Origin of the sequence: Pseudarthrobacter sp. LT1 (genome assembly GCF_035621795.1) — a bacterium.
Taxonomy (GTDB): domain Bacteria; phylum Actinomycetota; class Actinomycetes; order Actinomycetales; family Micrococcaceae; genus Arthrobacter.
This window is the reverse complement of the sequence record NZ_CP141830.1, coordinates 1,749,246-1,770,725: the sequence shown is the minus strand read 5'-3', so window position 1 is coordinate 1,770,725 and position 21,480 is coordinate 1,749,246. Positions and strand designations below refer to the sequence as shown.

The following is a 21,480-nucleotide window of genomic DNA, read 5'->3' as shown; positions in this document are numbered from 1 at the left end:
CGCCCGCGTCCGCACCCGCAGTTGAGAAGAGGATTCTTTCCGATGACGATGTCCCGCTCGCCCAAGCAGCCCCCCAAGCCGAGTCTGCCGATGATTGCCGCCACCACTGCGGCGCTGCCAGCGGTCGTATTGTCATCTTTGGCCCTCGCCCAGCCGGCGGCCGCCCAGCAGCCCGTCCGGAACATTCCCAGCAGCCTTGCAGCAGCAATGAAGGCCCAGGCTGCAGCGAAAGCGGCAGGCACCGTAATCCCCGCTGCGGTCGTCTCCACCACCATTCCCGCAGCCTTCCAGCCCGCACAGCCGGCAGCACCCGCGGAGTACACGATCGTCCGTGGTGATACCGTCAGCGGGATCGCCGGCCGGTTCGGCCTGAACACCGGGGACATCCTGAAGCTGAACAACCTGCAGGCCAACACGATCATCTACCCGGGCCAGAAGCTCAAGCTGTCCGGCTCCGCGGAGCCTGCGGCTCCTGCACCCGCCGCTGCTCCCGCAGCTCCGGCTCCCGCAGCCCCGGCGCCCGCGGGCGGCGCGACCTACACGGTAAAGCCCGGCGACACCCTTGGTGCCATCGCTGCCAGGCACAACGTGTCCCTCTCGGACGTCTTCGCCTGGAACAACCTCTCCATGCGCTCCATCATCTACCCGGGACAGAAGGTCAAGGTGGGCGGCGGCGATTCCGCACCCGCCCCCGCAGCCCCTGCTCCCGCCGCACCTGCACCTGCACCTGCACCCCTGGCAAACACCGCGGCACCGGCAACGGGCTCGTACACCATCAAGGCCGGCGACACGCTCTCCGCCATCGCGTCCCGCCACGGCGTCAAGCTGTCGGACCTGCTCGCCGCGAACAAGCTGGGTATGACCACGGTCATCTACCCGGGCAGCAAGCTGGTGATTCCCGGCGCCTCCGGCCAGGCAGCACAGCCCGCAGCAGCACCCCAGCCTGCAGCCGCTCCCCTGGTGCCCAGTTCCTTCCTGGGGTTCAGCTACCCGGCCGCTGTTGTCAGCTCCGCCAATGAAAACAAGGCCCTGCTGAATGCCTCACCCGTTCCCTCGCGGGACGAAATGAAGAACATCGTTGCGGACACGGCACGCCGCATGGGGGTGGACCCCTCCCTGGCTTTGGCTTTCGCTTTCCAGGAATCCGGCTTCAACCAGCGAGCCGTGTCGCCCGCCAACGCGATCGGCACCATGCAGGTCATTCCGAGCTCCGGGCAGTGGGCCTCGGACCTGGTTGGACGGAAGCTGAACCTGCTTGACCCGTACGACAACGCCACGGCCGGGGTGGCCATCATCCGGCAGCTGCTGGCCACCAGCAAGGACCAGGACACCGCCATCGCCGGTTACTACCAGGGCCAGTACTCGGTGAGCAAGTACGGTATGTACGACGACACCAAGGCGTACCTGGCGGCCATCAAGGCGCACCAGAAGAACTTCAGCTGAGCTCCGGCCGCTGACCAATTTCTTGTTTGCGGGTCCGAACCGTTACCGGTTCGGACCCGTTTTCATTTCAGACGCGTTTTGCTGCGGGATTAGGATCGTAAGGTGCAGGAACACGTGTCAGACCCAGTTGTAGGGACGCTGGTGGACAACCGCTATGCCGTCACTTCCAGGATCGCCCGTGGCGGGATGTCCACCGTCTACCTGGCCGTGGACCAGAGACTGGACCGTGAGGTGGCCCTCAAGGTGCTGCATCCCCACCTCGCAGCCGATGAAAACTTCCTGGGCAGGCTGGGCCGTGAAGCCAAGGCCGCCGCCCGCCTGTCCCATCCGCACGTGGTGGGTGTTTTGGACCAGGGCAACGACGGCAACACCGCCTACCTGGTCATGGAATACATCAAGGGCCACACGCTCAGGGACGTCCTCCGGGACCGTGGTGCCCTGCCACCCAGGCTGGCGCTGGCACTGATTGATCCGGTGGTGGAGGGGCTGGGGGCGGCACACGCAGCCGGTTTTATCCACCGCGACGTGAAGCCGGAAAACGTCCTGATCGCCGACGACGGCCGGATCAAGATCGGCGACTTTGGCCTCGCCCGTGCCGTGACCAGCTCAACCAGCACCGGCGCCCTGATCGGGACCGTGGCCTACATCTCGCCGGAGCTGGTCCTCGGCAAGCCGGCGGACGCGCGCAGCGACGTCTACTCGGTGGGCATCATGCTGTATGAAATGCTGACCGGGCGGCAGCCGTTCGAGGGCGAAGTACCCATCCAGGTGGCCTACCAGCACGTCAACGGGATGGTCGGGCCGCCGTCGGACCTGGTCCCCCGGCTGGCCGGCGAAGTGGATGAACTGGTGCAGTGGTGTACCGCCAACGATCCCGAGAACCGGCCGGTGGACGGCAACGCGCTGCTCCAGGAGCTGCGCCACATCCGGACCAACCTCACCGATGCGGAGCTGGACCTGCAGCCGCCGGCAGCAGCGGCCGCTGCGGCCCAGCACCAGACCGAGGTCCTGGGCCGCGCCAGCAATCCGACTACGCTGATGCCTCCTTCCCGGCCAACGGCACCGGCCTACCCGCCGGGGCAATACCCGAAAGCCCACTACCCGGTGCCGCAGGACAACCCGGCAGGCGGAGCCCCAACGGAGCACGTGGCCTACCATCAGCGGCCCGGACTTACGCTGCCCGACGACGACGATGCGGACAGCGGTTGGTCTCCCCCGCCGCCGCGGCTGGGCAAGCGGGCGCAGCGGAAAGCGGACCGGGAAAGCGAGAAGCTCCGCGCGCTGGCCGCCGCCACTCCGGTGCGTACCCTGCGGGAGGGAAATCCGCGCCGACGCGGCTTCATCTGGGTGGTGGTCCTCATCCTCGCGGCCCTGCTGGCGACGGGCGCGGGCTGGTTCTTCGGCATGGGTCCCGGTGCCGCCGCTGCCGTGCCTGCAGTGGCCAACAAGACAGTGGCACAGGCCCAGCAACTGCTCAACGGGGTGGGCTTCCGCTCCACTACGAGCGACGTCTTCGACGACGACGTGCCCACCGGACTCGTAGTGGGCAGCGAGCCCGCCGCGGGGACAGAAATCCGGAAGTTCCAGCCCGTCTCATTGCTGGTGTCAAAGGGGCCGCAGCTTTTCCCGTTGCCACCACTCACCGGCAGGAGTCTGGATGCAGCAAAGAGCGACCTGAACGCGGCGGAGATGGCGCTGGGGACGGTCACCGAGAAATTCGATGAGGAAGCAGCCGCCGGTACCGTCCTGTCCCAGGATCCCGCTGCCGGTACCCCTGCCCGGCACGGTACTCCCGTAGGACTGACGGTGTCCAAGGGACCGCAGCCCATTGCCGTTCCGTCGGTCGTGGGAAAGCCCGAGGACGACGCCGTCGCTGCGGTTGAGGCAGCAGGCCTCACTGCCGAGGTAGCCCCCGACGAGGTGTTCGACCGGAACGTTCCAGAGGGCGCGGTCGCCAGCCAGTCCCCGGCCAACGGGACGCTGACCAGGGGCGGCACGGTGACCCTGACCATTTCCAAGGGCCCGAAGATGGTGTCTGTCCCCAGCTTCATCGGCAAGCAGGCATCGGAGGCGCGCAAGGCGCTCGAGGCCCTGGGCTTCCAGGTCCGGGTGAACAACATCCTGGGCGGCTTCTTCGGCACCGTGCGGGACCAGTCGCCTGTAGACCGGGAGGTCCCGGAAGGCTCCGTCGTCACCATCACGGTGGTGTAGTCCAGGTGGGCAGGCATGAGCCTGCCCACCCGGAACCGTGTGGCTTCGTTCCTAGTGCTTGGCGAGCGCGCCGGCCACCAGGAAGGCCATTTCGAGTGACTGCATGTGGTTCAGGCGGGGATCGCAGACAGACTCGTAGCGGTCCAGGAACGCATCCTGGTCGATCGGGTCGGCGCCGCCCAGGCATTCGGCGACGTCGTCGCCCGTCATCTCCACGTGCAGGCCGCCCGGTACCGTCCCCAGTCCGTGGTGCACCTCGAAGAACCCGCGCACTTCGTCGATGACGTCGTCGAAGTTCCGCGTCTTGTACCCGTTGGGCGAGGTGACGGTGTTGCCGTGCATGGGGTCGGTGACCCACAGGACCTGCGCCCCGGAGGCGGTGACCTTCTCTACGACGGCCGGCAGCTTTTCGCGGATGTTGCCGGCGCCCATGCGCGTGATGAAGGTGAGGCGGCCGGGCTCGCGGTCCGGGTCGAGCTTGTCAATCAGGCGCAGGGCATCGTCACCGGTAGTGGACGGGCCCAGCTTCACGCCAATGGGGTTGCGTACCCGCGAGAGGAAGTCGACGTGGGCATGGTCCAGTTCCCGGGTACGCTCGCCGATCCACAGGAAGTGGGCCGAGGTGTCGTACGGGAAGCCGGTGCGGGAGTCGATACGGGTCAGCGCACGTTCGTAATCCAGCAGCAGTGCTTCATGGCTTGCGAAGAACTCCACCCGCTTAAGGGCTTCGAAGTCGGCGCCGCAGGAGTCCATGAACTTGATGGCACGGTCAATGTCGCGGGCCAGTGATTCGTAACGGGCGTGGGCCGGGTTCTCGGTGAACCCCTTGTTCCACTGGTGCACGGAGCGCAGGTCCGCGAAACCGCCCTGCGTGAAGGCGCGGATGAGGTTAAGGGTGGAGGCCGACGTGTGGTAGGCCCGCAGCATGCGCGCGGCGTCGTGGCCGCGCGACTCGGGGGTGAAGTCGTACCCGTTGACGATGTCGCCGCGGTAGGCGGGCAGGGTCACACCGTCACGTGTTTCGTCATTGGAGGAGCGCGGCTTGGCGAACTGGCCAGCCATGCGGCCCATCTTGATGACCGGCATTGCGGCCCCGTAGGTGAGCACCACGGCCATCTGGAGGATGGTTTTGACACGGGCACTGATCTTGTCCGCCGTGGCAGCCTCGAAGGTCTCGGCGCAGTCGCCACCCTGCAGCAGGAACGCCTTGCCCTGGGCAGCGGCAGCCAGCCGCTCGCGAAGGACGTCCACTTCGCCTGCAAACACCAGCGGCGGCAGGACCGACAGTTCCTTCACTGAGGCCTCGAAGACATCCCGGTCCTGCCAGCTGGGCTGCTGGGAGATGGGAAGGTCCCGCCAGTGGTCCAGTCCGGGATAGTTGGCCGCTCCGCTCTGGGCGGTGCTGGACAGAGAAAAGGCTGGTTTTGCAGATAGCTCAGTCACCCTCTAAGACTAGCGGCAGGGCGGCAGCGCCGGGCACCGGACCGTCACGCTGCCCGCTGCCCCCGTCACAACTGCCGTGGGACCCCCGGAAGGTTCTGCTGTCCCGTGGCCTTTGTGCCGGCGTCGTCCTCCACACCGGGGTGGGCCGGCGCCGGGCCGGACCCGGAGTCCGGGACGAATCCGTCTCCGGAGGGTGCCGGGGCGGCAAGGGGTTCCGCGGCGGCCTGCGGTTCGTCCGGCTTCCCGGCAAGCCGAAGCTTCACCACCGCCGCGTATTCGTCCACGTATTCCTGTCCGGAGAGGCGCATCAGCCGGGCCATGATGTCGTCGGTGACCTTGCGCTGGACAATCCTGTCGTCTGCCTGGTCCCGGTACTCGCTGAAGTCCAGCGGTTCGCCGAAGATCATGCCGATCCTGCGGATGTTGGGCAGCCGCTTGCCGATGGGCTGGACCTTGTCGGTGCCGATCATGGCAACGGGGATCACGGGGACCCCGGCCTGGAGCGCCAGTCGTGCCACGCCTACCTTGCCGCGGTACAACCGTCCGTCGGGGCTTCGTGTGCCCTCCGGGTAGATGCCCAGCAGTCCGCCGGCGTTGAGTACTTCCATCCCTGCGTTCAGGGACGCGGCAGAGGCAGCGCCCCCGGAGCGGTCCATGGGCAGTTGGTTGGTGAGGCGGAAGAACGCGGCCGTGAGCCTGCCCTTGATGCCGGTTCCCGTGAAGTACTCCGACTTGGCGAGGAAGACCACGGGGCGCCGCACCATGAGCGGCATGAAAATGGAGTCGGAGAACGACAGATGGTTGGAGGCGATGATGGCGGCCCCCTGCGCCGGAATGTTGTCCAGGCCCTTGACCCATGGCCTGAAGAGCAGCTTGATCACCGGACCGAGGAAGATCCTTTTCATGACCCAATAGAACACGTGGTGAACCTCTCCGGAAGGCAGCCCCAGGCCCTGCGTCGGGCCTGGCCAGCGATTCAATGCAACCCTACTCTAGTGAGATTTGGCTGGAACAGTGACACGATGGAGTCATGACTGAAAGCAGCCCCCCGTCCCGTCCGGCCGCTTTCAGTTATCCGGGCCACGGCGCCAACGCCCGCACCGGGGTGGCCATTTGCCACGGTTTCACGGGCAGTCCCCTGAGCGTCATGCCGTGGGCACAGCACCTCGCGGACCTGGGATACGCCGTCTCCGTCCCACTTCTGCCGGGGCACGGAACAGACTGGCGCCAGCTCGCGCTGACCGGCTGGCAGGACTGGTACCGCAGCTACGAAAAGACCCTCCTCGATCTGGCGGCCCGGACGGATTCCTGTTTTACGGCGGGCCTGTCGATGGGAGGTGCGATTGCCCTCCTCGCAGCATCGCGCCACCAGGTGGCAGGGGTGAGCGTGGTTAACCCGGGCCTCAGCTTCTATGACCGCCGGGTACGGATCATCGGCCTCCTCAAATACTTCCAGCGGACCACGGTCCCCATCCAGGAGGAGCAGACCGGGGCGCCGGCGACGAACGATGGCGATTACTCCCTGACGCCGCTCGCGGCAGTGCATGAGCTCAAGAAACTGTTCGGTGCAACCGTGCGGGCGCTGCCCGGTGTCGACGCCCCGGTCCAGGTCTTCAAGTCGCGTACCGACGCCGTGGTCCCACCCACGTCGCTGGCCCTGCTGCGGAAGGGGTTGGGCCCGAACCTCACCGACGTGGTGGACCTTGCCGGCAGCGGCCATGTGGCTACTCTGGACGTTGACGCGCCCGCGATCTTCGCCAGGTCCGGAGAATTCGTCGCCGCCCACGCCCGCCGTACCAGTCCCTTGGAGACGCCATGACCTCCGGTCCGGACCACAGCCCGTTCACCAGCCCCTTCAGCGGCGAAGGATCCCGCACGGGGGTGGTCCTGTCCCACGGCTTCACGGGAAGCCCCCATGGCCTGCGCGCCTGGGCCACAGCGTTTGCCGCAGCCGGTTTCGCCGTCCGCATGCCGCTGCTGCCCGGCCACGGGACCACGTGGCAGGATCTGGCCCGTACCCGCTGGCAGCAGTGGCACGGTGCCCTGGATGACGCCTTCCTGGAGCTGGACGCCGAGTGCGACCAGGTATTCGCAGCCGGCCTGAGCATGGGCGGGGCGCTGGCCCTGCGCATTGCGGCCACCCGGCCCGTCGCGGGGGTGATCCTGGTGAACCCCGGCCTGGTGATTGACGATCCCCGCGCGCCCTTGGCGGGAATCCTGAAGCTGGTGCTCAAAAGCACCCCGTCCATCGGCAATGACATCCTGAAGGCAGGGATGGATGAGGGTGCTTATGCGCGCACGCCCGTGGCCGCCGCCCACGAACTGAACAAGATGTTCAGGGACACCGTCCGGCTCCTGCCACGGGTCACCGCACCCGTGCAGGTCTACCGCTCCACCGTGGACCACGTGGTGTCGGATGCCAGCATGAACGCCCTCCGGCGCGGACTGACACACGCTCCGCTGGAAGTGGTGCGGCTGGAGAACAGCTACCACGTCGCAACCCTGGACAACGACGCCGACCGCATCTTCGAGGGGTCTGTAGATTTCATCCGGCGAGTCCTGCAGGATGAGCAGGCCGGCCCGGCGCGGCCGGGACAGGAGGTCCGCAGTGAACAGGCCTGACTCCGACCAGCCGGACCAGGGCGCCAACCAGGACGACGCCGTCTGGCTGGACCTGGTGGCAAGGCTGGAATCGGACACCGTCGCGGTTCGCCCCGATTCCCCCGCCCCCGGGGAACACTTGCCCACCGGTCCGGTGGCTGCTGCGCCGGAACCCCCCGCGCAACCCACGTTCCGCGACTTCGATCCCCTGGGACTGGCGGGAAGTCCGCCCGCCGAAATGTCCGCGGCCGAACGCCAGGCGCGGCCCGGGAATGGCGCGGACGGGTCCGGCGAGGGTCCCAGGGACTATGACGTGGACGACGACGGCGAAGAGTTCGTGCCGGAGGAACCACCCAGCCTGGCCGGCACCGACCCCCTGACCATGCTCGCCTGGCTCGGAGCCGTCGGCGGACCCGTCGCACTGCTGCTGTCAGCCATGTTCTGGCGGTCAGCACCCCTGCTGGCCATCGTGGGCATAGTTGCGGTGTTCGTGCTGGCCACGGTGTTCCTGATCATGAAGCTGCCCCAGGAAAAGAACGGCGACGACGACGGCGCCAGGGTCTAGCTCCCCGCCAGCCGGCCCGCCGTCGTCGTCAACTGCGGACGCGGCTGCTGACGCGGGAAAGGTCGGCCGCTCCAATGAGCCCCGCGTTGGGGCCCAGGGCCGCCAACTCGATCCCTGCGGCCGGGCGGAATCCGCGCCCCGTCAGGTTCCGCGCGAAGGCCTTGCGGGCCGGTTCCACCAGCAGGTCACCCGCTGAGCACAGGCCGCCGCCAATGACGAACAGCCCCGGGTCCAGGGCCGCTGCCAGATTGGCCAGCCCGAGGCCCAGCCATTCGCCGACCTCCTCGATCAGCTCCCGCGAAGCGGGGTCGCCGGCCAGCGCCAGTTCGGTCACGATGGCTCCGGTGATTGCTTCAGGGTGTCCCCCCACGGCTGCCAGCAGGTCCTGGGCCATCGGTGAGTTGGACCGGGCCAGGAGCCTGGCTTCCCGTCCCAGGGCGTTGCCCGAAGCGTACTGTTCCCAGCAGCCGCGGTTGCCGCATTCGCAGCGGTGGCCGCCCGGCATGATGATCTGGTGGCCAAACTCCCCTGCCACGCCAAAGCGGCCGCGTTCCACCCTGCCGTCCATCACCATGGCGCCGCCGATGCCGGTGCCCAGCGTGATGCAGACCAGCCTGTCTTCCCCCTGGCCGGCGCCGAAGCGCCACTCAGCCCATGCTGCGGCATCCGCGTCGTTGGTCAGGAGCACCGGCCGGCGGAGGAGCCGCTGGAGGTTTTCACGCAGCGGCTCATTGCGCCAGGCCAGGTGCGGGCTGAAAAGGACGGTCCCACCGGCCAGGTCCATCCAGCCGGCCGCGCCGATGCCCACTGACCAGATGCGGTGCCCCCGGCCGAGTTCCTCCACCAGTTCGACGATGACCTGCTCCACTGCCCGCGGATCCGTTCCGGGGGTGGAGCGGCGGGCCTCGCTGAGGATCCGCCCTTCGGCGTCCACCACGCCGGCGGCGACCTTGGTTCCCCCAATGTCGATTCCAATGGCCAGTCCCTTGCGGCCCAGGCGGAGGTGCCCGCCCGTGCCGCCATGAAGCTGTCCGGCACGGTGGGTGGCGGGACGGCGGCGCCACGGAGCTGGTCTTTTCAGGGGGCCGGCCTGATCGCCGGGCAACGGTCCGTACATAGTCCACCATTCTAGGCGGGCGGATAAATTTGTCTTGACATAGCCCTGCACGCCACACATTGACGACTAAGTTACTCGCCAGTAGGTTTGTGTACTGCACGGTTCCGTCCGGGGTATTAGTCTTTAGGCAAATCCCCTGCGCGGGACTTCAGTTATCAAAGGAGCTAAAGTGCGCGAATTCAGTGTTCCGCCCCTGGTTGTTGTCCCGCCCGAAACCAACATCACCGACCTGGTGCTGCGGCAGGCGGCCAAGCCCAGCAACCCGGCACTGTTTTCCCGCCTGGACGCCTCGGGTGCGTGGCGCAACGTGTCCGCCACCGAATTCCTGGCCGACGTCAAGGCTTTGGCCAAGGGGCTCATCGCGAGTGGAGTCGGCGCCGGTGACCGCGTCGGCATCATGTCCCGCACCCGCTACGAGTGGTCTCTCGTGGACTTTTCCATCTGGTTCGCAGGAGCGGTCTCGGTCCCCATTTATGAAACCTCCTCCCCTTCCCAGGTGGCCTGGAACCTGGGTGACTCCGGCGCGGTGGCCGCGTTCGGCGAGTCCGCCCAGCACGAGAACGTTATCCGCCAGGCCGTCACCGCCGAAGGCCTGACGGAAGTGCAGCACGTGTGGCAGCTTGAGGGCCAGGGCCTGGACAGCCTCCGGGAAGTAGGCCGCGGCGTCAGCGACGAGGAACTCGAGTCCCGCCGCAGCGCAGCGGGACTGCAGGACATTGCCACCATCATCTACACCTCCGGAACCACGGGACGCCCCAAGGGCTGTGAGCTGACGCACGGCAACTTCGTGGAACTCTCGGACAATGCCCTGGGCATCATCGGCGAAATTGTCCACGAGCATGCCAAGACCATCATGTTCCTGCCGCTGGCCCACGTGTTTGCCCGGTACATCTCGGTGCTGGCGATGGCAGCCGGAACCACGGTGGCCCACACCCCGGACATCAAGAACCTCCTGGCGGACCTGCAGAGCTACGAACCGACGTTCATCCTGGCGGTGCCCAGGGTCTTCGAGAAGGTCTACAATTCCGCGCTGACCAAGGCCGAGGACGGCGGCAAGGGCGCCATCTTCCACCGGGCCGCCGAAACTGCCATCGCCTTCTCGAAGGCGCGGCAGGACGGGCGGGTGGGACTGGGCCTGAAGCTGCGGCACGCGTTGTTCGACAAGCTGGTCTACGGCAAGCTCCGGGCTGCCATGGGTGGACACGTTGCCCATGCCGTGTCCGGCGGCGGCCCCCTGGGCGAGCGGCTGGGCCACTTCTTCCAGGGCATCGGCCTGCAGGTGCTGGAGGGTTACGGGCTCACCGAGACCACGGCCCCCATTACGGTCAACACCCCGTCCCGGATCAAGATCGGCTCCGTGGGCAAGCCCCTCCCGGGGAACTCCGTCAAGATTGCCGACGACGGCGAGATCCTGGCCAAGGGAGTCTGCGTCATGCGCGGCTACTACGGGCGGGACGACCTCACGGCGGAAGCGTTCACGGATGGCTGGTTCCATACCGGGGACATCGGCAAGCTGGATGACGACGGTTTCGTCTGGATCACCGGCCGCAAGAAGGAAATCATCGTCACTGCCGGCGGCAAGAACGTCATCCCGGCCCTGCTGGAGGACCAGATCCGTGCCGACGCCCTGGTGTCGCAGGTTCTCGTGGTGGGCGACAACAGGCCCTTCATCGGGGCCCTGGTAACCCTGGACCAGGAAGCCCTGCCGGGCTGGCTCCAGCGCCACGGCCTTCCGGCCGACACCACCCTGGAGCAGGCAGCGGCCAATCCAGTGGTGAAGGCAGCAGTGCAGGACCTCATTACCGCGGCAAACTCGTCCGTCTCCCAGGCCGAGGCCATCAAGTCCTTCCGCATTGTCCCGGCCGACTTCACGGAAGCCTCCGGGCACCTCACGCCGTCAATGAAGGTCAAAAGGTCACAGGTCATGAAGGACTTCGAAAGCGTTATCGAGGAAATGTACTCCGCCCCGCGCTCCTGAAGCCGGTAACTGGAAGGGTCCTCCCATGGCGGGAGGACCCTTTCCTGTTCGAATGACCACCCCTGGCCGGGCATCGGGTACTACAGTGGTTGCATGGCTGCCAGCCGGAAACCGCTCGATGACCTGCGCGAAACCATCGGCCACCTCGCCGATCAGCTCAAGCTGCCCGGCGGTTCGGAGCGCGTCGACGACCTCGTGGGCGATCTCATGGGCGCGAGGCCCGGGCCGGCCCGGCCGCTGTCCGAGGTGCAGGCCGAACTCGACGCGCTGGTCGGACTGGAGACCGTGAAGGAACAGGTGCGGGCCCTCGTCGCACTGCTCCAGGTCCAGGCACGCCGCAAGGCGCACGGCCTGCCTGAGGTGGCCACATCACAGCACCTGGTGTTCCTGGGAAACCCGGGCACGGGCAAAACCACCGTGGCGCGGCTCCTGGCCGAGATGTACCGCGCGGTCGGCCTGCTGCAGAAAGGCCACCTGGTCGAGGTGGACCGTTCGGGCCTGGTGGGCCAGTACGTCGGGCAGACCGCCATCAAGACGGACCGGGTGATCCGGCGCGCGCTGGATGGTGTCCTGTTCATCGATGAGGCCTACGCGCTGGCCCCGGAGGACGGCCGGATGGACTTCGGCCCGGAGGCAATCGAGGTCCTGCTCAAGCGGATGGAGGACCACCGCCACCGCCTGGTGGTGATTGTGGCAGGGTATCCGGCGCTGATGGAGTCCTTCCTGCTCTCCAACCCCGGGCTGCGCTCCCGGTTCGCCCGTGAGATCACCTTCCCCGATTACTCGGTGGACGCGCTCCAGACGATCTTCCACCAGATGCTGGCCCAGCACGAGTACATGTTGGAGCCGGGTGCGGACCAGATGCTGCGCCGCATCTTCACCGGGCTCCACGCGGGCGAGGACTCCGGCAACGCGCGGTTCGCCCGTACGCTGTTCGAGCAGGCACTCAACCGCCAGGCGCTGCGGCTCTCGCTCGATGAGGAACAAAGCCTCGACGCGCTCGATCGCGAAGCCGTCATGACCCTCACCGCGGACGATGTCGTCGAGGCCGCCCTGGCCCTCGGCGAGGAGCCGGAGCCTGAACCGGCGCCGGAACCGGAGCAGCCACGCTGGTGGCGCTGGCTGGCCTGACCGGACCACTGCCGCTTCGCACTGTTCCAAGGATGGCGGACTTTCCGTATCCACGCAAAAACTGCTCCCCGAAGGCCGGACCTGAATTCTTCAGTCCAACTTCCGGGGAGCAGTTCACGAACGGGAGGACCCTTTCGCCGTCTCCGGTGAAGGCTACTGGTCGATGACCAGCAGCAGGTCCCCGCCCTGGACCTGTTCCACGGCGGAGATGGCGAGGCGGGACACCTTGCCGGCTACCGGCGTCGTAATGGACGCTTCCATCTTCATTGCCTCGATGGTGGCCACGGTGTCTCCGGCCTTGACCGTCTCCCCTGGCTTGACCGTCACCGTGACGGCACCGGCGAAGGGGGCGGCCACCTGCCCGGGCTGGGCGGGATCGGCCTTCTCAGCGGCCTTGACGTTGCTCACCACGGAACGGTCGCGCACCACCACGGGACGGGATTGGCCGTTCAGGGTGCACATGACGGTACGCATACCTTTCTCGTCCGGCTCCGACACGGCTTCCAGGGAGGCAATCAACCTCACGCCGCGTTCCAGCTGGATTTCGTGCTCGGTGCCGCGCTGAAGGCCGTAGAGGTAATCACGGGTATCCAGCACCGAGATGTTGCCGTACGTCTCCACGCTCTTCAGGTAGTCCTTGGTAGGCCCGTCGAAAAGCAGCCGGTTCAGCGTGTGCTGCCGGGTCTTGGAGTCGGACTTGAGCGCTGCGCTGTCCTCGGCGCTGAGCTCGACGTCGCGGACCTTGACGCTCCTGCCCTGCAGGGCCTTGGTGCGGAAGGGCTCCGGCCAGCCTCCGGGAGGATCACCCAGCTCGCCGGACAGGAACCCGATCACGGAGTCGGGGATGTCATAGTTCTGCGGGTTCGCCTCAAAGTCAGCGGGGTCCGCGTTGAGTCCCACGAGGTGCAGGGCGAGGTCGCCCACCACCTTGGAGGACGGCGTCACCTTGACCAGGTGGCCAAGGATCCGGTCCGCTGCCGTGTACATGTCCTCGATGGCTTCGAAGCGCTCCCCCAGGCCCAGGGCCATGGCCTGCTGGCGCAGGTTGGAGAGCTGTCCGCCGGGGATCTCGTGCTTGTACACGCGGCCTGTGGGGCCGGGCAGGCCGGACTCGAACGGCGCGTAGACGCGGCGGACGGCCTCCCAGTACGGCTCAAGCGAGCTGACCGCGTCCAGGCTGAGGCCCGTGTCCCGCGGAGTGTGGGCCAGGGCGGCAACAAGGGCCGACGCCGAGGGCTGGCTTGTGGTGCCGGCCAGGGATGCGGAGGCCACGTCCACGGCATCCACGCCGGCGTCAACAGCCGCCAGGAGCGTAGCCAGCTGGCCACCGGCGGTGTCGTGGGTGTGCAGGTGGACGGGCAGGTCAAAGCGTTCACGCAGCGCCGCGACGAGCTTGGCGGCGGCAGCGGGACGAAGCAGCCCGGCCATGTCCTTGATCGCCAGGATGTGGGCTCCGGCGTCGACAATCTTCTGCGCCAGCCCCAGGTAGTAGTCCAGGGTGTAGAGCGTCTCTTCCGGGTCCAGCATGTCGCCGGTGTAGCAGAGCGCAACCTCTGCGACGGCGGTTCCGGTGGCCCGGACTGCGCGGATGGCAGGAGCCATCTGGTTGACGTCGTTCAGGGCGTCGAAGATGCGGAAGATGTCAATGCCCGTGGCGGCAGCCTCGTTGACGAAAGCTTCCGTGACTTCCTCGGGGTAAGGGGTGTAGCCCACGGTGTTGCGGCCGCGCAGCAGCATCTGGATGCAGACATTGGGCATGGCCTTGCGCAGGGCGGCGAGCCGGTCCCAGGGGTCCTCGCCGAGGAAGCGCAGTGCCACGTCATAGGTGGCGCCGCCCCAGGCCTCGACGGACAGCAGCTGCGGCATGAGGGCCGTAACGGCGGGGCCGGCCGCGACGAGGTCGCGGGTGCGGACACGCGTGGCCAGCAGGGACTGGTGCGCGTCACGGAAGGTGGTGTCGGTAACGGCAACGGCATTCTGCTCGCGCAGTGCCTTCGCGAAGCCTTCCGGGCCCAGCTCAAGAAGCTTCTGGCGTGAACCGGGTCCTGCCTGCACGTCCTTGACGTCGGGCAGCTTGTGGGCCGGGTCCGAATGCACGGTCAGGTCGCCGTTGGGCTTGTTGACGGTAACGTCGGCCAGCCAGGTCAAGAGTTTGGTGCCGCGGTCGGCCGAGACGCGGGCCTTGAGCAGCTCCGGGCGCTGGTCGATGAAGTTCGTGGCCACATCCCCGGCGATGAAGTCCGGGTCATCCAGCACAGCCTGGAGGAAGGGGATGTTTGTGGAGACGCCGCGGATGCGGAACTCCGCAAGTGCGCGGCGGGCGCGGGCAACCGCGGCGGGGTAATCCCTGCCGCGGCACGTGAGCTTGACCAGCATGGAGTCGAAGTGGGGGCTGATTTCGGCACCGGAGTAGACCGTGCCGCCGTCCAGGCGGACACCGGCGCCGCCTGCCGAACGGTACCCGGTGATCTTTCCGACGTCGGGGCGGAACCCGTTGGCGGGGTCTTCGGTGGTGATGCGGCTCTGGAGGGCGGCGCCGCGAAGCCTGACGGTGTCCTGGGAGAGGCCAAGATCGGCCAGCGTCTCTCCGGAGGCAATCCGCATCTGGGCCTGGACCAGGTCCACGTCCGTGACTTCCTCGGTGACCGTGTGCTCCACCTGGATGCGCGGGTTCATTTCGATGAAGACGTGCTGGCCAGCCCGCTCGCCCTCGGTGTCAACGAGGAACTCGACAGTACCGGCGTTGACATACTTCAGTGCCTGCGCGAACTTCACGGCATCCCGGTACAGGGCCTGGCGGATGGTGTCGTCCAGGTTGGGGGCAGGAGCGATCTCGATGACTTTCTGGTGCCGCCGCTGGATGGAGCAGTCACGCTCGAAGAGGTGCATGACGTTGCCCTCGGCGTCCGCGAGGATCTGCACTTCGATGTGCCGCGGGCGAAGGACCGCCTGCTCCAGGAACATGGTGGGATCACCGAACGCAGCGTCGGCTTCGCGCATGGCAGACTTCAGGGCTTCCGGGAGGGCCTCGCGGGTGTCCACCCGCCGCATGCCGCGCCCGCCGCCACCGGCCACGGCCTTGGCGAAAATGGGGAACCCGATCTCATCGGCCGCAGCCAGGAGCTCGTCCAGGTCTTTGGACGGCTCGCTGGACTTCAGGACCGGCACACCGGCCTCGCGGGCGGCCTTCAGGGCCGCCACCTTGTTGCCGGCAAGCTCCAGGACTTCGGCGGGCGGACCCACGAAAGTGATGCCGGCTTCCTTCGCTGCACGTGCCAGTTCCGGGTTCTCGGAGAGGAAACCGTAGCCCGGGTAGATGGCGTCAGCGCCGGACTCCTTCGCGACGCGCACCACCTCCGCTACGTCCAGGTATGCCCGGACGGGGTGTCCTTCCTCGCCAATCAGGTAGGCCTCGTCCGCTTTCTGGCGGTGGATCGAGTTACGGTCCTCTTGGGGAAAAACAGCAACGGTCTTAGCGCCCAGCTCGTAGCCGGCGCGGAAGGCCCTGATCGCGATTTCGCCGCGGTTGGCCACCAGAACTTTGGAAAACATACTTCTCCTGCATCATTGCGGGTGGATCGATGAGTGGTCACAGTGTCTAGGACCTGCAAGGACAAACACAAATCTTTGTGGCCACGGTCACAGATTTTCCCGTCATGTCCCGAACGCTTTCAGCCAGGCTGGCAGAAACCGCCCCGGCAGCACAGTCGGTGCCATGCCGACGCCCGATAAAGCAGGATTCGCCGACGCATCAACATATGATGAGTAGGGCGGCAGGACCGTCCGGCTTCGGCTCTGCCGAGGCAAACATTACCCCCAACACGGCATCCGGCGTTAGGTTTTGGTCTCTCAAGTGCAAGTAGTCAGCATCAGCAGCCTCAAGGGTGGAGTCGGCAAGACTTCCGTCACCACAGGATTGGCGTCTGCGGCGCTGGCCGCAGGAGTGCGCACGCTGGTGGTGGACCTGGATCCGCACGCCGACGCCACCACGGCCCTTGGCGTACAGCCGGGTGACCAGCTGGATATCGGCAGGATGCTGAAGAGCCCGCGCAGGGCGAAACTGGCTGAGAACGTGGTGCGGAGCAGTTGGGCTGACCGGGCCCCTTCCAACGGTTCCGGGCCCGCGGTCCTGGATGTCGCCGTCGGCTCTGCCTACACCGGTATCTACGACCGGCCGGACCTTGGCCGGCGCGATCTCCGGCGGCTTTCCGCCGTGCTTGCCGGAGCTGCGGACTACCAGCTGGTCCTGGTCGACTGCCCGCCCTCCCTCAATGGCCTGACGCGCATGGCCTGGGCGGCGAGTAACAAGGTGGCCCTGGTTGCCGAGCCGGGCCTGTTCTCGGTTGCCGGCACCGAACGCACCATGCGGGCCATCCAGCTGTTCAAGCAGGAGTTTGCGCCCAATCTTTCACCGGCGGGAATCGTGGCCAACCGGGTCCGGAGCGGCTCCTCCGAGCACACCTACCGGCTTGCGGAGATGGAGTCCATGTTCGGCGAACTCCTGCTGAGCCCGCGTATTCCCGAGCAGGCCAACTGGCAGCAGATCCAGGGCGCAGCCCACCCCGTCCACCATTGGCCGGGTGATTCGGCGAAGTCCGCGGCAGGCTTGTTTGACGACCTGCTGTCCAGCCTGATGGCGGCCGGCAGCGGGCTCCGCAGCCGCGCCCGCTGACCGGGACGCTCTGCAGGGCGCGGGAACCACTGCGCTTAAACGAATCAGGGGCCGCCCTCCAGCTGGAGGGCGGCCCCTGATTCGTATGGATGCGGGCGGGTCAGCTGATCTTCCGCGCTGCCCGGCGCTTGCTCAGTTCGTCGTCCGGAAAGGACTGTTCGGCGGCGTGCTCGCTGGGCAGCGATGCGAGGCTGCCCTCGACCTCGCGCCATACGCGTCCCACTGCGATGCCGAACACGCCCTGGCCGCCCTGCACCAGGTCAATGACCTCATCGGCGGACGTGCACTCGTAGACGCTGGCGCCGTCGCTCATGAGCGTAATCTGTGCCAGGTCCTCAACGCCGCGCTCCCGCAGGTGTTCCACGGCGGTGCGGATCTGCTGGAGGGAAACTCCGGTGTCCAGGAGCCGTTTGACCACCTTGAGGACCAGGATGTCGCGGAATCCGTAGAGCCGCTGCGAGCCTGAGCCGGCCGCGCCGCGGACGGCCGGTTCAACAAGGCCGGTGCGGGCCCAGTAATCGAGCTGGCGGTAGGTGATGCCTGCGGCCTTGCAGGCAGTGGGGCCCCGGTAGCCGGCGTCTTCGTCCAGTACCGGCAGGTCTTCGGTGAACAGGAGGCCTTGGGCACCGCTCACGGGCACAGCAACACCAGCCGTGGGCTGTTTAAGCCCGCCTGCTTCGCCTTTGGGACTCACCTGGATCCTCCTTGTCTTACGCTCCCCCGGAACTGATACAGCAGCCTTGGCATGAAGACCATGGGTGTAATTTCTCCGCGGGGCGCACTTTCCAGTGTGACTTGCGCGGCTGCCGTAAGCAAGGGAACTTGATACTTCGACGTTAGGCCCGGCGGGTCCCGAGGTCAAAGACCTAGGGGGCTTCAAAGAGGCGTGTCGAAACTTTCAGCCTTAACTTTAACCTTAACGTGACCTTAGCCGTCGAAGTCCTCTGGTTCCACGTCATCCAGGAATTCACGGAAGCGCCGCAGTTCGCGCTCCTCGTCCACGGTGGGTCCCGGCTCGGCGTCTTCTCCCTCGTCGTGCTCCGTGATGCGGACGCCTGCCTCGTCCATCACGGAATCGGCACACCAGATCCGGCACTTGGCGCGCAGCGCGACCGCAAGCGCGTCCGAGGCGCGGGAGCTCACGGTGGTGCCGTTCTCGAACTGCAGCTGCCCGTAGAAGATGTTGTCCTCCACGGCAACAATGTTGACGCTGACCACGGAGTGGCCCAGCGACTCCACCACGTCCACCAGGAGATCGTGGGTCATGGGCCGGGGCGGGACCACGCCCTGCTGGGCCAGGGCGATGGCGCTGGCTTCCGGGGTGCCGATCCAGATGGGGACGTGGCGTTCGCCGTGCATCTCTTTGAGCAGGACCAGCGGCTGGTTGGAAGGCAGTTCGATGCGAACGCCTACAATCTCGACTTCGATCATCAGATGTCCATGCGTGAGATGTGGTCCTGCACCAGGGCCCGGTGCAGGGTGAGGCAAAGATCGCTGATCTCGCGGGCCGCCTCTGCCGCGCGTGCCTGGGATGCCGAGTCCTTGCGTGAGGCAAGGGGCGCGACAGCGCGTTCCACCAGGCCGAATTCCCGTTCGGCTGCTGCCTGGAAGGGCCTCAGGTGGCGTGGTTCCAGGCCGTGGCTTTCCAGCTGGACGCAGGCGCGGGCCACCTGGAGGGCGTGCTCGTCGAACTGGCCGTTGCTGTGGCTGATGAGGCCGAAGCTCAGCAGGGACTGCAGCAGGGGTACGCTGGCGCCGGACTCGGTACGGAGCTGCTCCTCGCTCAGCTTGCGGCCACGGTTCTGCAGCTCGGCAGCCAGTTCATCGGAGACGATGCGGGGGGAAACCACGACGCCGGGCGGCAGGTTTTCCGGCCGCTCTCCCCTGTCGATGGCGTCAAGGTAGTCCTTGATCACTTTCAGGGGCAAGTACTGGTCCCGCTGCAGGGCCAGCACGAACCGCAGCCGCTCCACGTCGCCGTCGGAATACTGCCGGTAGCCGGCAGGGGTGCGCCGCGGGTTGATCAGTCCCTTTTCCTCCAGGAAGCGGATCTTCGACGCGGTCATGCCCGGGAAGTCGGCGCTCAGCTGGGCGAGGACTTCACCAATGTTCAGGACCTGGGGGCCCCGGCGTTCCGGTTGTGCCATTGCCACAGGCAGCGGTCCCCGGTTCAGCTGCGGCCTGCAGCCGTGGCAGGGCTCAGGTAGAAGGTGAGGCGGAACTTGCCGATCTGGACTTCGCTGCCGGACTTCAGCTCCACGCTGTCCACGCGGTCATGGTTGACGTACGTGCCATTGAGGCTGTTCTTGTCCACCACTTCGAAGCTGCGGGCGGTGCGCCGGAACTCCACGTGGCGCCGCGATACCGTGACGTCGTCCAGGAAGATGTCGGCGTCCGGGTGGCGCCCCGCGGTGGTCACATCCGAATCCAGCAGGAACCGGGCACCGGCGTTCGGGCCGCTGTGGGCAACGAGCAGCGCCGAGCCGGCAGGCAAGGCCTCCACCGAGTTGCGCTCTTCCGAGGACAGCTTGGGGGCGATTATGGGTTCGTCAGTGACGGGGGTGAGATGGATCGAGGTGGTCTCCGACGACCTAGCCGCACCCGTGCCGTATTCCCCATCGGCAGGGTTGTGTCTGTGGCCAGCCATGGATTCCTCCTCTTAGACGTTGCGGGCATTCAACCCGCAACCAACGGTTACTCGCCGGTCCTGTCCGGCAGGTCCGGCGCCGGCTCCCGATCCGGGCTCTGACGTGCGCAGACGCCATGCCCGCGACCCGGGGCCGGACCGGAAATACCGGTTAGCTTTAGCCTACCTGTTGTTCGTACTCCGATGCACTGAGCAAAGACTCAACGGCGTCAGGTTCGGCCAGTTTGATCTCGATGAGCCAGCCGTCGCCGTAGGGATCGGTGTTGATCAGGGCCGAATCGCTGTCCAGGGAGTCGTTGCGGGCCACCACTTCGCCGGAAACCGGTGCGTAAATGTCGCTCACGCTCTTGGTGGACTCGACCTCACCCACCACTTCGTTTGCCGTAATCTTCGTGCCGACCTCGGGCATCTGGGCGTAGACGACGTCTCCGAGCGCGTCCTGGGCAAAATCCGTGATTCCCACGCGGACCACGCCGTCGGTATTCGGGGCGGTGACCCACTCGTGTTCGGCGGTGTAGGACAGGTCTTCGGGAATGTTGCTCATGGGGGGCCTTTCATCGGGGTACGCGCCAATGTCACAAGGGGCCCGAAAATCGGGCCGCCGCTGAAAGTATAGGCATAACTGCCGGGGCCGGCGCGGGCCTTTCTGACAAGATGGAACCCATGAGTGCAAGCACCGGTGCAGCATCCTTGGGGAAGGTCGGGTAGGTCATGCCGGAACTGCCGGAAGTCGCAGGCCTGGCCGCGTTCCTTGATGAACAGCTGCGCGGCTGTGTGGTCACCAAGCTGCAGGTTGTCTCCTTCGCCGTGCTCAAGACGGCCGATCCTCCCTATAACGCCATCGAGGGCCGCACCGTGTCCGGCGTCCGGCGGTTCGGGAAGTTCATCAGCATCGACACCGACGGCATTTCCCTGGTTTTCCACCTGGCACGGGCCGGGTGGGTGCGTTTCACCGATTCTCCCGCCGACAGCCAGCTCCGGATGGGCAAGGGCCTCATCGCGGTCCGGAGCGCATTCTCCGGGCCGGATGGCCCGCGCGGACTGGACCTGACGGAAGCGGGCACCAAAAAGAGCCTGGCTGTCTACGTAGTGCGTGATCCGCAGCAGGTGCCAGGCATCGCCGCGCTGGGCCCGGACCCTTTCACGCAGGCGTTCGACGCCGGCATGTTGGCTGAGATCCTCGCCGGCAGTTCGCAACAGATCAAGGGCCTCCTGCGCAGCCAGAGCGTTATCGCGGGGATCGGCAACGCTTACAGCGACGAGATCCTGCACGCGGCCCGCATCTCGCCGTTCGCCATCGCGAAATCCCTGGACCGGGAGACTGTGCAGGTTCTGTACGACGCCATCCACAGCGTGCTGGGCGAAGCCCTCGCGGAGGCGGCCGGCAAGCCGCCAAAGGATCTCAAGGACGTCAAACGCAGCCATATGCGGGTCCACGCCCGGGCCGGCCAGCCCTGCCCGGTCTGCGGTGACACCGTCCGCGAAGTGTCGTTTGCGGACACCGCCCTGCAGTACTGCCCCACATGCCAGACCAAGGGCAAGATCCTGGCTGACCGGCGGACCTCGAAGTTCCTGAAGTAGGAACATCCGGCACCCGGGGCGTCGCGCTGCCTGCCCGGCAAGATTCGGGACTTCCGGTCCTGCCGGGGCACGTCCCCGGAGCGTAGCGTCT

General features: G+C 66.6%; 18 protein-coding genes. 9 read left to right on the top strand and 9 right to left on the bottom strand.

The window, feature by feature from the left end; translation table 11 throughout:
• Nucleotides 1-42 precede the first annotated feature (42 nt).
• Together VIK36_RS08305 and pknB are read left to right on the top strand one after the other, a co-directional pair.
• Entirely contained in the window at nt 43-1,443 is a 1,401-nt protein-coding gene (locus VIK36_RS08305; protein ID WP_324644753.1) for a LysM peptidoglycan-binding domain-containing protein, read from the top strand.
• 102 nt (nt 1,444-1,545) lie between these two features.
• A complete protein-coding gene (gene pknB, locus VIK36_RS08300) occupies nt 1,546-3,654 on the top strand; it encodes a Stk1 family PASTA domain-containing Ser/Thr kinase (RefSeq protein WP_324644752.1) in 2,109 nt (702 codons plus the stop codon).
• Between the two features lie 51 nt (nt 3,655-3,705).
• Here pknB and VIK36_RS08295 read toward each other — a convergent pair whose 3' ends face one another.
• Nucleotides 3,706-5,097, bottom strand: coding sequence for a class II 3-deoxy-7-phosphoheptulonate synthase (locus VIK36_RS08295; protein WP_159632253.1), 1,392 nt, complete (start codon nt 5,095-5,097; stop codon nt 3,706-3,708).
• Nucleotides 5,098-5,162: 65 nt separating this feature from the next.
• Nucleotides 5,163-6,017: a lysophospholipid acyltransferase family protein gene (locus VIK36_RS08290; protein ID WP_324644751.1), complete on the bottom strand. Its 855-nt coding sequence runs from the start codon at nt 6,015-6,017 to the stop codon at nt 5,163-5,165.
• 110 nt (nt 6,018-6,127) lie between these two features.
• On the opposite strand from VIK36_RS08290, the gene VIK36_RS08285 reads away from it, so the two are divergent.
• The 3 genes from VIK36_RS08285 to VIK36_RS08275 are packed head-to-tail and all read left to right on the top strand — an operon-like array spanning nt 6,128 to nt 8,263.
• A complete protein-coding gene (locus tag VIK36_RS08285; protein WP_324644750.1) occupies nt 6,128-6,916 on the top strand; it encodes an alpha/beta hydrolase in 789 nt (262 codons plus the stop codon).
• Entirely contained in the window at nt 6,913-7,719 is an 807-nt protein-coding gene (locus tag VIK36_RS08280; protein ID WP_255175132.1) for an alpha/beta hydrolase, read from the top strand. Before VIK36_RS08285 ends, VIK36_RS08280 begins: the two co-directional genes overlap by 4 nt.
• Nucleotides 7,706-8,263 (top strand): hypothetical protein, encoded by a 558-nt coding sequence (locus VIK36_RS08275; protein WP_324644749.1) that lies wholly within the window; start codon nt 7,706-7,708, stop codon nt 8,261-8,263. The genes VIK36_RS08280 and VIK36_RS08275 overlap by 14 nt, the downstream gene beginning before the upstream one ends.
• Nucleotides 8,264-8,291: 28 nt before the next feature.
• Here the strand turns inward: VIK36_RS08275 and VIK36_RS08270 are convergent, their stop codons facing one another.
• Nucleotides 8,292-9,380 carry an ROK family glucokinase gene (locus VIK36_RS08270; protein WP_324644748.1) on the bottom strand — a complete coding sequence of 363 codons (1,089 nt, stop codon included), beginning with the start codon at nt 9,378-9,380 and terminating at the stop codon, nt 8,292-8,294.
• Nucleotides 9,381-9,549: 169 nt separating this feature from the next.
• Between VIK36_RS08270 and VIK36_RS08265 the strand changes: the two genes are divergently transcribed.
• Together VIK36_RS08265 and VIK36_RS08260 are read left to right on the top strand one after the other, a co-directional pair.
• Nucleotides 9,550-11,358: an AMP-dependent synthetase/ligase gene (locus VIK36_RS08265; protein WP_324644747.1), complete on the top strand. Its 1,809-nt coding sequence runs from the start codon at nt 9,550-9,552 to the stop codon at nt 11,356-11,358.
• Nucleotides 11,359-11,451: 93 nt separating this feature from the next.
• Nucleotides 11,452-12,489 carry an AAA family ATPase gene (locus VIK36_RS08260; RefSeq protein WP_324644746.1) on the top strand — a complete coding sequence of 346 codons (1,038 nt, stop codon included), beginning with the start codon at nt 11,452-11,454 and terminating at the stop codon, nt 12,487-12,489.
• 153 nt (nt 12,490-12,642) lie between these two features.
• Here VIK36_RS08260 and VIK36_RS08255 read toward each other — a convergent pair whose 3' ends face one another.
• Entirely contained in the window at nt 12,643-16,041 is a 3,399-nt protein-coding gene (locus VIK36_RS08255; protein ID WP_324644745.1) for a pyruvate carboxylase, read from the bottom strand.
• Between the two features lie 301 nt (nt 16,042-16,342).
• On the opposite strand from VIK36_RS08255, the gene VIK36_RS08250 reads away from it, so the two are divergent.
• Nucleotides 16,343-17,161 (top strand): ParA family protein, encoded by an 819-nt coding sequence (locus tag VIK36_RS08250; RefSeq protein WP_324644744.1) that lies wholly within the window; start codon nt 16,343-16,345, stop codon nt 17,159-17,161.
• A gap of 100 nt (nt 17,162-17,261) precedes the next feature.
• Here VIK36_RS08250 and VIK36_RS08245 read toward each other — a convergent pair whose 3' ends face one another.
• The 5 genes from VIK36_RS08245 to gcvH form a co-directional block, all read right to left on the bottom strand.
• Entirely contained in the window at nt 17,262-17,855 is a 594-nt protein-coding gene (locus VIK36_RS08245) for a MerR family transcriptional regulator (protein WP_018763528.1), read from the bottom strand.
• 233 nt (nt 17,856-18,088) lie between these two features.
• Nucleotides 18,089-18,592, bottom strand: a complete 504-nt coding sequence (locus VIK36_RS08240) for a bifunctional nuclease family protein (protein WP_056331728.1) — start codon at nt 18,590-18,592, stop codon at nt 18,089-18,091.
• Entirely contained in the window at nt 18,592-19,308 is a 717-nt protein-coding gene (locus VIK36_RS08235; protein WP_018763526.1) for a MerR family transcriptional regulator, read from the bottom strand. The genes VIK36_RS08240 and VIK36_RS08235 overlap by 1 nt, the downstream gene beginning before the upstream one ends.
• Nucleotides 19,309-19,331: 23 nt before the next feature.
• Nucleotides 19,332-19,808: an FHA domain-containing protein gene (locus VIK36_RS08230; RefSeq protein WP_159632263.1), complete on the bottom strand. Its 477-nt coding sequence runs from the start codon at nt 19,806-19,808 to the stop codon at nt 19,332-19,334.
• A 157-nt stretch (nt 19,809-19,965) separates the two neighbouring features.
• Nucleotides 19,966-20,352, bottom strand: coding sequence for a glycine cleavage system protein GcvH (gene gcvH, locus VIK36_RS08225; protein ID WP_255175126.1), 387 nt, complete (start codon nt 20,350-20,352; stop codon nt 19,966-19,968).
• 167 nt (nt 20,353-20,519) lie between these two features.
• Here gcvH and VIK36_RS08220 point away from each other — a divergent pair, with 167 nt between their 5' ends.
• Nucleotides 20,520-21,389 (top strand): Fpg/Nei family DNA glycosylase, encoded by an 870-nt coding sequence (locus tag VIK36_RS08220; protein WP_324644743.1) that lies wholly within the window; start codon nt 20,520-20,522, stop codon nt 21,387-21,389.
• Nucleotides 21,390-21,480 lie beyond the last annotated feature (91 nt).

Coding starts and splice junctions, on each gene's coding strand:
- VIK36_RS08220 (WP_324644743.1), top strand. CDS start 20,520: ATGCCGGAACTGCCGGAAGTCGCAGGCCTGGCCGCGTTCCTTGATGAA.
- gcvH (WP_255175126.1), bottom strand. CDS start 20,352: ATGAGCAACATTCCCGAAGACCTGTCCTACACCGCCGAACACGAGTGG.
- VIK36_RS08305 (WP_324644753.1), top strand. CDS start 43: ATGACGATGTCCCGCTCGCCCAAGCAGCCCCCCAAGCCGAGTCTGCCG.
- VIK36_RS08260 (WP_324644746.1), top strand. CDS start 11,452: ATGGCTGCCAGCCGGAAACCGCTCGATGACCTGCGCGAAACCATCGGC.
- VIK36_RS08240 (WP_056331728.1), bottom strand. CDS start 18,592: ATGATCGAAGTCGAGATTGTAGGCGTTCGCATCGAACTGCCTTCCAAC.
- VIK36_RS08255 (WP_324644745.1), bottom strand. CDS start 16,041: ATGTTTTCCAAAGTTCTGGTGGCCAACCGCGGCGAAATCGCGATCAGG.
- VIK36_RS08235 (WP_018763526.1), bottom strand. CDS start 19,308: ATGGCACAACCGGAACGCCGGGGCCCCCAGGTCCTGAACATTGGTGAA.
- VIK36_RS08280 (WP_255175132.1), top strand. CDS start 6,913: ATGACCTCCGGTCCGGACCACAGCCCGTTCACCAGCCCCTTCAGCGGC.
- VIK36_RS08230 (WP_159632263.1), bottom strand. CDS start 19,808: ATGGCTGGCCACAGACACAACCCTGCCGATGGGGAATACGGCACGGGT.
- VIK36_RS08285 (WP_324644750.1), top strand. CDS start 6,128: ATGACTGAAAGCAGCCCCCCGTCCCGTCCGGCCGCTTTCAGTTATCCG.
- VIK36_RS08270 (WP_324644748.1), bottom strand. CDS start 9,380: ATGTACGGACCGTTGCCCGGCGATCAGGCCGGCCCCCTGAAAAGACCA.